At 74.5% G+C, this 10,938-nt stretch carries 10 protein-coding genes; 6 read left to right on the top strand and 4 right to left on the bottom strand.

What is annotated here, in order from left to right; all coding sequences use genetic code 11:
- The first annotated feature begins 137 nt into the window (after positions 1-137).
- The 3 genes from ACSLTV_RS27985 to ACSLTV_RS27975 all read left to right on the top strand — a co-directional run bounded on the left by ACSLTV_RS27985 (position 138) and on the right by ACSLTV_RS27975 (position 2,680).
- Positions 138-722, top strand: coding sequence for an Rv1733c family protein (locus ACSLTV_RS27985; RefSeq protein ID WP_432133392.1), 585 nt, complete (start codon positions 138-140; stop codon positions 720-722).
- Between the two features lie 111 nt (positions 723-833).
- Complete coding sequence (locus ACSLTV_RS27980; protein WP_435613088.1) at positions 834-1,802, top strand: acetylxylan esterase; 969 nt, start codon at positions 834-836, stop codon at positions 1,800-1,802.
- Positions 1,803-1,951: 149 nt separating this feature from the next.
- Positions 1,952-2,680: a GntR family transcriptional regulator gene (locus tag ACSLTV_RS27975; protein WP_432156727.1), complete on the top strand. Its 729-nt coding sequence runs from the start codon at positions 1,952-1,954 to the stop codon at positions 2,678-2,680.
- A 3-nt stretch (positions 2,681-2,683) separates the two neighbouring features.
- On the opposite strand, the gene ACSLTV_RS27970 is transcribed toward ACSLTV_RS27975, so the two are convergent.
- Entirely contained in the window at positions 2,684-3,415 is a 732-nt protein-coding gene (locus ACSLTV_RS27970) for a class I SAM-dependent methyltransferase (RefSeq protein WP_432156728.1), read from the bottom strand.
- Between the two features lie 34 nt (positions 3,416-3,449).
- Positions 3,450-4,397, bottom strand: coding sequence for a hypothetical protein (locus tag ACSLTV_RS27965; RefSeq protein WP_435613087.1), 948 nt, complete (start codon positions 4,395-4,397; stop codon positions 3,450-3,452).
- 289 nt (positions 4,398-4,686) lie between these two features.
- Here ACSLTV_RS27965 and rho point away from each other — a divergent pair, with 289 nt between their 5' ends.
- The 3 genes from rho (at position 4,687) to ACSLTV_RS27950 (ending at position 8,384) form a co-directional block, all read left to right on the top strand.
- Entirely contained in the window at positions 4,687-5,817 is a 1,131-nt protein-coding gene (gene rho, locus ACSLTV_RS27960; RefSeq protein WP_435613086.1) for a transcription termination factor Rho, read from the top strand.
- 117 nt (positions 5,818-5,934) lie between these two features.
- The gene (locus ACSLTV_RS27955) at positions 5,935-7,137 is read left to right on the top strand and encodes a serine hydrolase domain-containing protein (protein ID WP_432133398.1); all 1,203 of its coding nucleotides are present in this window, start codon (positions 5,935-5,937) and stop codon (positions 7,135-7,137) included.
- Positions 7,138-7,211: 74 nt separating this feature from the next.
- Positions 7,212-8,384, top strand: a complete 1,173-nt coding sequence (locus ACSLTV_RS27950) for a D-alanyl-D-alanine carboxypeptidase family protein (RefSeq protein WP_432133399.1) — start codon at positions 7,212-7,214, stop codon at positions 8,382-8,384.
- Between the two features lie 139 nt (positions 8,385-8,523).
- Here the strand turns inward: ACSLTV_RS27950 and ACSLTV_RS27945 are convergent, their stop codons facing one another.
- Together ACSLTV_RS27945 and ACSLTV_RS27940 are read right to left on the bottom strand one after the other, a co-directional pair.
- On the bottom strand, positions 8,524-9,843 hold the full coding sequence (locus ACSLTV_RS27945; RefSeq protein ID WP_435613085.1) for a hypothetical protein: 1,320 nt from the start codon (positions 9,841-9,843) through the stop codon (positions 8,524-8,526).
- Positions 9,844-9,920: 77 nt separating this feature from the next.
- On the bottom strand, positions 9,921-10,850 hold the full coding sequence (locus ACSLTV_RS27940) for a glutaminase (protein WP_435613084.1): 930 nt from the start codon (positions 10,848-10,850) through the stop codon (positions 9,921-9,923).
- Positions 10,851-10,938 lie beyond the last annotated feature (88 nt).

Raw genomic sequence — 10,938 nt, 5'->3', positions numbered from 1 at the left:
GACCCCCCCTGCGCCCTGCCCTTCCCCGACCCCCCCCCCCCCCCCCGCGACCGGGCCGCCCCGCCGTGCGAGAGCGGCCCGGAAAGGGGTACGCCGTCCTGTGTGGGCACTCGTCCGCGTGCGGCGAGGAGGTCGACATGCGTACCCGTGTGCGGTGCTGGCGGCGGCAGGGCTACCCGCTGCGGCGCCGGTCGGACGTGGTGGAGACGTGGACGGCGCTGGTGGCGGCCGTCCTGCTGATGGTGGGTGCGCCGCTGGCCGGTGCCCTGAGCGGACTGTGGGCTCATCAGGAGGCGCGGTCCATGACGGCCGAGCAGCGAGCCGAGCGGCACCGGGTCAGCGCGCAGGTGGTCGGACGGCCGCCCGAGGCGCTGCCGACCGTGGCGGCCGGCCGGCAGCGGACGTACCCGGTGACGGTGCGCTGGGCGGAGCCCGGCGTGGGAGAGCGGACGGCGACGGCCCGGGTGCCGACCGGTACGGCGGCCGGGGACCGGGTGACGGTGTGGCTCGACGACAGTGGTCACGCAGTGCCGCCGCCGCGGGGCGCCACCACCGTCTGGCAGCACACGCTGACCGTCGGCACGTGCGCGGCGATCGGCTCGGCCGGCGCGGTCCTGCTCGGACACGCGGCGGTGCGCCGGGCGGCGCTGCGGCGCCGGCTCGCCGAGTGGGAGCGGGACTGGGCCCGCACGGAGCCGCTGTGGACCCGGCGGGACGCGTGACGGACGCCCGGGCCGGAAGCGCCCGACAGACGGGCAGGGTCTGGAAAGCGCTCTCGCCCGCACGTACGGTGTGATCATTCGTATGCCTCATTGACAAAAAGGCGGTCCCGCATGGCCCTGTTCGATCTGCCCCTCGACGAGCTCCGCGAGTACCGCAGCGGGTCCACCGCACCGGAGGACTTCGACGCGTTCTGGGCGAAGACCCTTCAGGAGGCGCGCGAGCACGACCTCGACGCCCGTTTCGAGCCGGTCGACACCCCACTGACCACCGTCCAGGTGTTCGACGTGACGTTCTCCGGCTTCGGCGGCCATCCCGTCAAGGGCTGGCTGACGCTTCCGGCGACGGCCGACGGACCACTGCCGCTGGTGGTGGAGTTCGTGGGATACGGCGGCGGGCGCGGGCTGGCGCACGAGCACCTGCTGTGGGCCTCGTCGGGCCGCGCCCACTTCGTCATGGACACCCGGGGCCAGGGCAGCACCTGGGGCGGTGGCGGCGGTACGGCGGACCCGGTGGGCGGCGCACCGTCGTACCCCGGCTTCATGACGCGCGGCCTGGACGCGCCCGAGAACTACTACTACCGCCGGGTGTTCACCGACGCGGTGCGCGCCGTGGAGGCGGCCCGTTCGCACCCGCTGACCGACTCCTCGCGCACGGTGGCGGTGGGCGGCAGCCAGGGCGGCGGCATCACCATCGCCGTCGGCGGCCTGGTGCCCGATCTGGCGGGGATCGCGCCGGACGTACCCTTCCTGTGCGACTTCCCGCGCGCCGCGACGCTCACCGACCGCCACCCCTACCGCGAGATCGGGCTGTTCCTCAAGACGCACCGGGGCCGCACCGCGGACGCCCTGCGCACGCTCTCCTACTTCGACGGCGTCCACTTCGCCGCCCGGGGCTCCTCCCCGGCGCTCTTCTCCGTGGCACTGGAGGACCAGACGTGCCCGCCGTCGACCGTGTTCGCCGCCTACAACGCCTGGGCGCACGACGACAAGGCGATCGAGGTCTACGACTTCAACGACCACGAGGGCGGCGGCCCCTACCACGAGGCGGCCAAGCTGCGCTGGCTGGGCCCCCGGCTGTGACGACGGAGTTGGGCCGGGGAAGGGCGCGGCGGCGTCCGGTTTCGGCCGATCGAGCCGACCGCCCTTCCCTATTGGTTTAGACCAATGCTAGATGTGGTGGCGCAATGAGCCCGCACGGCCACGGTACGTCATCACACAGGAGGCGCGGCATGGCCCGCACCACCCCCCAACGCCCCCAGCCCCTCTACTGGAGGGTCGCCACCCAACTGCTCGGCGAGCTGCGCGACGGCACCATTCCGCCCGGCGAACGCCTGCCGGGGGAACGGCAGTTGGCCGAGCACTTCGCGGTGAGCCGGGAGACCGTACGGCAGGCCCTGGAGGTGCTGCGCCGCGACGGACTGGTCGCCACCGACCGGCGGGGCAGCCATGCGGCGCTCACCGGCCCGCCCGCCGAGACCCCGGCCGCGCCGACCTTTCCGGTCGGCGCCCGGCAGGCGGAGCCGAACGCCGTGGACCGGACCGCCGTCAGCTGGGAGACACCCCCGCCCGCGCACGCCGAGGCGCTGGGCCTCGCCCCGCACCGGCCGACGCTCGTCCACCGCTACGAGTCGGCCGGAGCGGACGGCCGCGCCCGCCGTACGGCACTGTCGTCGTTCTCCGCCGTCGCGCTCGCCGAGGTGGAGGAACTGGCGCGCTACCGCGACCGCGCCCCCTCGGCCGGCTGCCCCGAACTGCGGCGCGCCTACGACTGGATGCGCCGGGCCGGCCTCACCCTGCACCACCGGGACAGCATCACCCCGTTCGGAGACCCGCCCTCGGTGCGGGTCACCCGGCGCGTGCACGACCAGTACGACCGGCCGCTGGAGATCACCGACCTGGTGCTGGACGCCCGGCGGGAGCCGCTGGTCTACGAGTTCACGCTGCCGTCGGCCGGCTGACGGTCAGCCGACCCGCACCGCCGTGACCAGGCGCACACGGGGGCTGCCGTCCCGCCGCAGACCGAACTCGGGCAGGGCCTGCAGACCCACCCGGAACCCGGCGCGCTCCAGCTCCCGCCGCACGTCGCCCAGCCGGAAGGCCCGGTAGTACATGACGAACGGGGGCCGCCACAGCGCGTTGCGCACCCGCATCACGGCGTCGAAGCCGAGCAGCATCCAGAACGCGGGCGTGGCCGGGCGCGGCGGGGCGAGCACGGGGAAGGCCAACGTGCCGCCCGGCCGCAGCGCGGCGCGCACCTGGGTGAACAGGCCCGGCAGTTCGCGGGGCAGGAAGTGGCCGAACGCGCCGAAGCTGACGACGAGATCGAAGGCGGAGGCGAACGGCAGCACACGGGCGTCCGCCCGGACCCAGGACACCCGCGGCCCGTCCTGCGGGACGCCGGTGCGCCGGGCGGCCTCGGCGAGCATCCCGGCGCTGAAGTCCACCCCGGTCACGCGGCGCCGGCACACCTGGGCGAGCACACCGATCCCGGCGCCGGTGCCGCAGCACAGGTCGAGCCCGTCCTCCCAGGTGCCGGTGCGGGCCAGCGCGGCCGCGACGGCGTCGAGCACGGAGTCCGGGGTGCGGAAGGGGGTGTGGTCGAACTTCGGAGCGAGCAGGTCGTAGCCGTGCTCGACCGACGACAGTGCCTGGACGGCGAGTTCACGCAGGCTGGGGCCTTCAGGGCTGAACATCCGCCTCAGCCTAGGGCAAGGCGCCGGCCGGCCGTCACTTGCGCAGCTTGTCCAGGGTGGCCCGAGTATCCGTCTTGAGCCACTCGGCTATCTCGTCCGCCGTGGGCGGTTCGCTGTCGTCGTCCGCGCTGTACGAGGAGAAGGCGCTGAAGCTCATCGTGTACGTCACCCAGCCGTCCCGCACGGCGAGCACCGAGTACCGGGAGGAGGTGCCGGAGCCGTCGGCGACCAGGTAGGCCTCGTCACCGATGCCCTCCACCTCGGTCACGTCGTAGTCCGAGTACATCTTGTCGTAGTTCTTCCACGACGCGGTGAACTCGGGCCCCGGGTCGGTCTCCTTGTGCAGGGCAACGTCGACGGAGAGGTACCCGTCCTGGGAGTCCGTGCCCTCCGTCTCCAGACTGAGGCTGCACCGGCTGGTGTCGACGGCGGGGTCCTTCACCGAGTGGGCCTGCGGGGTGTCGTCGTCCTTGGGGTACTCCTTCTTGAACGACGCGTAGTCCCCGGCGGTGCAGAGGTTCTCGGGCGCCTGGTAGCCGCGCAGGTCCGCGTCACCGCCCTTGATGCCGCCGCCGAGCAGGAAGACGCCGCCCGCCCAGGCCGCGGACGCCACCACCGCGCCGACGGCCGCCCACAGCACGGCCCGTCCGGCTCCGCCTCGGCCTCCACCGGCCGGTGAGCCGAGCACCTCCGGATACGCGCCGGGCTGGGCGTACGGGTTGGCCACCGGCGGCTGACCGGGCTGACCGGGCTGACCGGGCTGACCGGGCTGACCGATCATGGTGGGCTGGCCGTAGAAGTTCTGCGCCGGGGCGCCCGCGGGCGGCGGGTAGCCCGCCGGGGACTGCGGGTCGGGGTAGGGGTAGGCGCTCGGCGCGGGCGGGTTCCCGGCGGGGACGCCCGGCTGCGAGGCGGGTGGCTGACCTGGCTGCGAGCCCGAGGGCGGGACGGGCGGCTGCGGAGGCTGAGGCGGCGTCGACATGCCGCGACAGTAATCGATGGCCGAACATCCCGACAGAACCGGGGCCAATGAGGTAAGGTGGACTCCGCACTTGTGTCGAGCCCCGTCGTGGGCCCCGGTGCCTTTCCTCTCTCCGCGCCGCCTTCACGCCCCGTCACTTCGGGCGGTGTGCGCAGGCGTTCCTCCGCCGCTCGCCAGGCAGGCGTCCGGGACATCCGGGCTGTGCCGTCCCGGCGCCCTCGCGGCCTCTCCCCTCCCCCGTCTTCTTCCCGCACGTCCCATGCCGCCGTCCTCGAAAGGACCGCCTCCCATGACCACCAGTCTCGAACGTCCCCCGGCCCAGCAGTCCTCCGCCCGGCTCGTCACCGGCGTCCTCGACGTCGACGGCGGCGGGAAGGGGTGGCTGCGCGGCCCGGACCTGCTGCCCTCCCCCGGCGATCCCTCGGTCTCGGCCGCGCTGATCCGCCGTCACCACCTGCGCGCGGGCGACCTGGTGACCGGCGTGCGCGGCGACCGGTCCGCGCTGACCGACATCACGCTGGTCGAGGGGAGGCGGCCCGTCGCCCGGCGCCGCCGCCCGGACCTCACCCCGATCCACCCGAGCGAGCGGCTGCGCCTGGAACACCCGGCGGCCGGTCTCGCCGGGCGCCTCACCGACCTGATCGCTCCCGTCGGCAAGGGGCAGCGCGGGCTGATCGTCGCCCCGCCCAAGACCGGCAAGACGGTACTGCTGCAACAGATCGCGGCGGCCGTCGCCGGGAACCATCCCACGTGCCGGCTGATGGTCGTGCTGCTGGACGAACGCCCCGAGGAAGTCACCGACATGCGCCGCTCGGTGCGCGGCGAGGTGTACGCCTCCACCTTCGACCGCTCGCCCCGGCACCACATCGCCCTCGCCGACCTGGTCGTCGAGCGGGCCAAGCGGCTCGTGGAGGCCGGCGAGGACGTCGTCGTCCTGCTCGACTCCCTGACCCGGCTGTGCCGGGCGCACAACAACGCGGCCGCCGCCGGGGGCCGTACGCTCAGCGGCGGCGTCGACGCGACCGCGCTGATCGGCCCCAAGCGGTTCTTCGGCGCCGCGCGGGCCGCCGAGGAGGGTGGCTCCCTGACGATCCTCGCCACCGCCCTGGTCGAGACCGGCTCCCGCGCCGACGACTTCTTCTTCGAGGAGCTGAAGAGCACCGGCAACATGGAACTCCGCCTGGACCGGGGGCCCGCCGCCCACCGGATCTTTCCCGCCGTCGACCTCGCCGCGTCCGGCTCGCGCCGCGAGGAACTGCTGCTCTCCCCGGCGGAGGCGGCCGCCGTGGGGGCACTGCGCCGGGCGCTCGGCGCCCGGGACGGACACGGCGGCCTGACGACCCTGCTGGAACGGATGCGGGCGACGCCCGACAACGCGGCCCTCGTCCGCCAGGTCCGGCCGGCCCTGCCCTGCGACTGACGCCGACGTCGGCGCCGGACCGCACGAGCGCGCCCGGATCCGAACCGTGTCCGCCATCCGGGGGCTTGCGGGTGTGGCTGGACCGCCGGCGTCCTCGGCGCGCCCCACAGTTCCTGCATGACACGTACCCGCAAGACCTGGCTGTCCGCCGCCGTGCTGCTCTCCCTCCTGCTGAGCGGTGCCCCCGCGCTCGCCGCGCCCCCGGCCCGTCCGAGGCCCGCCTGCGCGGCCACGCCCGACCCGACCCACGGGCAGGCTCGGAAGGTCGCGGACATCGTGCGGGAGACACGCGACGACCTCGAGCTCAACGCCGTGCTGGCCGAGGTGACCGTGCACGGGCGCGAGATCGTCACCATGGCCGACGGCGAGTCGATGACCGGCGTCCCCGCCACGGCCGACATGCGCTTCCGGGCCGGCGGGGTGGCCATCGGTTATCTGACCACCGTCCTGCTGCAGTTGGCGGACGAGAAGCGGGTCGGTCTCGACGAGCCGGTGTCCCGGTGGCTGCCCTCGCTGCCGCACGGCGACGCGATCACGCTGCGGATGCTCGGCAGCTCCACCTCGGGCCTGTACGACTACGTGACCGACCCCGGCTTCCTCGCCGCCCTCGACGCCGACCCGTTCCGCCGGTGGACCCCCCGAGAACTCGTCGCCCTCTCGACCGGCGAGCCGCTGTGGTACGAGCCCGGCACCAACTGGAACTACTCGCACGCCAACTTCGTGCTCCTGGGCGCCGCCCTGGAGCAGATCACCGGTACCCGGCTGGACCGGCTGCTCCGGGAGCGGATCATCCGCCCGCTGGGACTTCGCGGGACCCGCAACGGCTTCACACCCGAGATGCCCCGGCCGGTGCTGCACGCCTTCACCTCCGAGCGCGGCCGCTACGAGGAGTCCACCTTCTGGAACCCGTCCTGGACGATCGCGCCCGGGGCGGTGCTGACTTCGACCGTGTGCGACATGGCCCGTTCGGCCCGCGCCATCGGGTCGGGCGAGCTGATCTCGCCACGGTCGTACGCCACCCTGCTGAACCCCGGCACCGTCGGCACGGGCGGCCCCACGGACACCTGCCCGGCCGACGTGTGCCGGCCGCAGACCGAGGAGTCGCACTACGGGCTCGGCATGGTCGTCAGGAACGGCTGGGTGTTCCAGAACCCGCTGTTCAACGGCTACGGCGAGGTGATGGCCTACCTGCCGGGAAAGGGCCTGGCGATCGCGGTCGCGACGACCGCCGGACCGTCGTCGCCCGCCGGCAACACCGCGCAGGAGGTGGCGTCGCGCATCGCGGCCGCCCTGGCACCCGGCCGTCCGCTGTTCGGCTGACGGTGACCCCTCGCCGCGGCGCCGCCCGGCACGGTCAGCACGAGGAAGAGCGGGATCCTTCCTACGTTGGCGGTATGACGATCGGATTCTCCTCACGCGCCGTCACGTCGGCCTGCGCGGTGTGCGCGACGGGGGTGCTGGCGCTGGGCCCGGCCGCGGCCGCACACCCCGTCCGGCCCGACCCGGGCGCGCCCGGGGGCCGGGCGGGCGCCACCCCCGCGCCGGCGCTGCTCCACCGCACCGGCACGCAGGTCCGTCCCCGCCCGGGCGCCCCGCGGGTCCCGGACGTCTCCGCGCTGTCGTGGCTGGTGGCCGACGCGGGCTCGGGGGCGGTGCTGGCGGCTGGGAACGCGCACCGCCGGCTGCCGCCCGCGAGCACCCTGAAGACCCTGTTCGCCCTGACCGTGCTGCCGGCCCTGCCGGCCGGCATCCGGCACCGGGTCACCGAGAAGGAACTCGCCGGCATCGGGGCGGGCAGCAGCCTCGTCGGCGTCGCCGAGGACCGCTCGTACACGGTCGCCGACCTGTGGCGCGGGGTGTTCCTCGCGTCCGGCAACGACGCCGTGCACGTGCTCGCCAGGCTCAACGGCGGCTGGCGCACGACGGCCCGGCTCATGCAGGACAAGGCGCGCGCGCTGGGTGCGCTGGACACCCGGGTGGTGTCGCCCGACGGCTACGACGCCCCCGGGCAGGTGTCGTCGGCGTACGACCTGGCGGTGTTCGGGCGGGCGGGGCTGCGCAACGCCGACTTCGCGCGCTACTGCGGCACCGCCGAGGCCAGGTTCCCCGGGCGGGACGGGGGGTCGTACCCGATCGCCAACACCAACCGGCTGCTGACCGGCGGGAGCGGTGTCGCCCGTTACCCGGGGCTGATCGGCATCAAGAACGGTTACACCAGCAAGGCGGGCAACACGCTGGTGGCCGCCGCCCGGCGCGAGGGGCGCACGCTGGTCGTGACGGTGATGAATCCGCAGGAGGGCGGCGGCTACGCGGTGTACGAGGAGGCGCGGGAGCTGCTCGACTGGGGGTTCGCGGCAGCCGGCCGGGTGGACCCGGTGGGCTCACTCGACGCGCTACGGGCCCGGCCGCGCCCCGGTCCGCAGACGGCGCCGGTGGCCGTGCCGAAGCCGGCCGGCGCGGAGCTGGGGCTGCCGACCGCGCTGCTGGCCGCGGCCGCTGCCGTGGCCGGCGCGGCGGCCGTGGCACTCGCCCTGCACCTCCTCACCCGCCGCCCGGCCGACGGGTGAGCCGACGGGCCGGGCCCGCGCAGGCAGCTCGTGGACGCCTCCGGTTCCACGGGGTCACCTGTCGGCCGGGCAGCACGGGCACCGCCGGAAGGCCGGACGACGCACCTGCCCGGTCCGCGGGTGAACCGCAGGTCCCGCCTCACCCGAAACGGCCACTGCGCACCGGACCCGCCGTCTTCAGGGCCGCACGGTCGCCGTACAGCCAGGTGGGGCGGATCGCGGTGACGAAGGCGGTGAGCCGGCTGTCCGGGTCGGCCGGGGTGTCTCCGTCCCCGTCGTCGGGCGCCGGGTCGGCGGCCAGGATGTCCGCGGCGATGTCGGCCTCGGGGCGGACGTCGGGTTCGCCAGGCGCCACCCCGCCGTCGGCCGTCTGCCGCAGGCCGCCGCTCCACGGGGCCATCACGGCCTGGTGCAGCAGGGTGACGCTGTCCGGGGTGACGGCCGGCGGATCGGTCCAGCAGCCGGCGTGCTCGTGCAGCACCTGGCCGGGGGCGCGGTGGAAGAGCTGCCCGGTGATCCGCGGGCCCTCGTCGTGCCCGGCCAGTTCGTTCAGGTCGTGGGCGACGACGACGGTGTCCTCGCGCTCCGGTGCGAACGGCAGGGCGGGCAGGCCGAGCACCTCGGCGGCCGCATGGCCGAGGATACGGCTGCCGCGGTCGGGCAGCAGCGACACCGAGGCCGGGCGCAGCTCGGCCGCCGCCAGGACGGACTTCAGCCGCAGCAGCCCGCGCAGGCACTGCTCGTGGGTGTCCTGCAGGAACGCGTACCGGCCGGCCATGCCCGAGGCGTAGCCGTACGGGGAGAGGGTGCCGAGGACGGTGCCCCCGATCACGTACTGCCAGCCGCGCAGGTCCTCCGGGTCCAGCGCGGTCACGGCCTCGGCGGCCGCGGCCCGGCTCAGCATGCGGTTCTGGCGGTCGCGCGCGGGCTGCCACATCTCCTCGTCCGGGTCCGGCAGCAGGGCGTGCCGACGGCGGGCCAGGGGCAGGTCGCCCGCCATGACCGCGTTGAAGACCAGCAGATAGCCGTCCGGCCAGTCGGCGAGGCCGGACTCGTGCGCGAGGAGCGCGTCGACGGCCTCCCGGTGGCGTTCCTCGCCCTCGTACGCCGAGATCAGCTCGCGCAGCACCGGCAGGGCGCCCCCGCTCCGGTTCAGCGCCTCGCGCAGGGCGGGGACGGCGAGGTGGTGGACGCCGCGTTCGACGCAGGCGTACCCGTAGTCGTAGAGGGCCCGCACCCGGTCGGGGGCGGCGCTCACGGCGGTGGCGGCGTCCCGAAGGTCGTCGAAACCGGCCGTGGCGGCGGCGCGGGCGACGACCAGCGCGACCTCCGGGAGCGGCAGGTCGTCGGCGCCGGTGCGCAGCTGCCGCAGGGCTCCGGGGACGTCCCCCGCGTCGAGGCACTGCCAGGCCTTGAGGACGTCGGGGTGCTGGGGGCGGTGTTTCCTGCGCGAGAACATGCGCGAGATCCTCACCGCGGACCGGCCGCGGAGACAACCGTTTTACGGGCCGGCCGGTTTCGGCGGATTCCGCGGGTTCAGAAGACGGACAGTCCGGTCAGCGTCGTGAAGCGGTCCAGGGCCGCGACACCGGCCACCGAGTTGCCGCGCTCGTCGAGGCCCGGGCACCACACGCACAGCGTGCAGCGGCCCGGGACGACGGCGATGATGCCGCCGCCGACCCCGCTCTTGCCGGGCAGGCCGACCCGGTAGGCGAAGTCGCCGGCCGCGTCGTAGGTGCCGCAGGTCAGCATGATCGCGTTGATCTGCTTGGCCTGGCTGCGGGTGAGCAGCCGGGAGCCGTCGGCGCGGATGCCGTGCCGGGCGAGGAAGCCGGTGGCCAGGGCGAGGTCGGCACAGGAGGCGGTGATCGAGCACTGGCGGAAGTACTGGTCGAGCAGGGTCGGCACGTCGTTGTCGATGTTGCCGTAGGACGCCATGAAGTGGGCGAGCGCCGCGTTGCGGTCGCCGTGCGCGGTCTCGGAGGCGGCGACCTCCCGGTCGATGCCGAGGCCGGGGTTGCCGCTCTCGGCGCGCAGGAAGGCCAGGAGTTCACCGGCCGCGTCACCGCTGCGGGTGTGCAGGCGGTCGGTGACGACGAGCGCGCCCGCGTTGATGAAGGGGTTGCGCGGGATGCCGTTCTCGTACTCCAGCTGCACCAGCGAGTTGAACCGGTTGCCGGAGGGCTCCCGGCCCACGTGCTCCCAGAGTTCGTCGCCCTCGATGGCCAGGTCGAGGGCGAGGGTGAAGACCTTGGTGATGGACTGCGCGGAGAACGGCTCCCGCCAGTCCCCCACGCCGTACACCGTGCCGTCCGGATCCGCGACCGCCATGCCGAAGCGGCGCGGGTCGCGGGCGGCGAGCGCCGGGATGTAGTCGGCGGGGTGGCCGCGTCCCGGGGTGCCTTCGATCTCCCGGAGGATGCGGTCGAGGACGGGCTGGAATTGCGACGACATGATCGTCATCATGCCGCACCCCCGATCGACCGGCTCGCCGGGGTCGCGGAGGGTCGCCGTGCCGTCCAATCAGGCATGTCTTGGGTCGCCTTCCGCGTGC

Source organism: Streptomyces sp. bgisy159 (assembly GCF_965341775.1).
In the GTDB taxonomy this organism is placed as follows: domain Bacteria; phylum Actinomycetota; class Actinomycetes; order Streptomycetales; family Streptomycetaceae; genus Streptomyces.
The sequence above is the reverse complement of the archived record's forward strand: the minus strand, read 5'-3'. Positions and strand labels throughout refer to the sequence as shown.

What these genes read in the sequence shown, in the direction of transcription:
- ACSLTV_RS27985 (WP_432133392.1), top strand. Translation starts at nt 138, where the DNA reads ATGCGTACCCGTGTGCGGTGCTGGCGGCGGCAGGGCTACCCGCTGCGG.
- ACSLTV_RS27980 (WP_435613088.1), top strand. Translation starts at nt 834, where the DNA reads ATGGCCCTGTTCGATCTGCCCCTCGACGAGCTCCGCGAGTACCGCAGC.
- ACSLTV_RS27975 (WP_432156727.1), top strand. Translation starts at nt 1,952, where the DNA reads ATGGCCCGCACCACCCCCCAACGCCCCCAGCCCCTCTACTGGAGGGTC.
- ACSLTV_RS27970 (WP_432156728.1), bottom strand. Translation starts at nt 3,415, where the DNA reads ATGTTCAGCCCTGAAGGCCCCAGCCTGCGTGAACTCGCCGTCCAGGCA.
- ACSLTV_RS27965 (WP_435613087.1), bottom strand. Translation starts at nt 4,397, where the DNA reads ATGTCGACGCCGCCTCAGCCTCCGCAGCCGCCCGTCCCGCCCTCGGGC.
- rho (WP_435613086.1), top strand. Translation starts at nt 4,687, where the DNA reads ATGACCACCAGTCTCGAACGTCCCCCGGCCCAGCAGTCCTCCGCCCGG.
- ACSLTV_RS27955 (WP_432133398.1), top strand. Translation starts at nt 5,935, where the DNA reads ATGACACGTACCCGCAAGACCTGGCTGTCCGCCGCCGTGCTGCTCTCC.
- ACSLTV_RS27950 (WP_432133399.1), top strand. Translation starts at nt 7,212, where the DNA reads ATGACGATCGGATTCTCCTCACGCGCCGTCACGTCGGCCTGCGCGGTG.
- ACSLTV_RS27945 (WP_435613085.1), bottom strand. Translation starts at nt 9,843, where the DNA reads ATGTTCTCGCGCAGGAAACACCGCCCCCAGCACCCCGACGTCCTCAAG.
- ACSLTV_RS27940 (WP_435613084.1), bottom strand. Translation starts at nt 10,850, where the DNA reads ATGATGACGATCATGTCGTCGCAATTCCAGCCCGTCCTCGACCGCATC.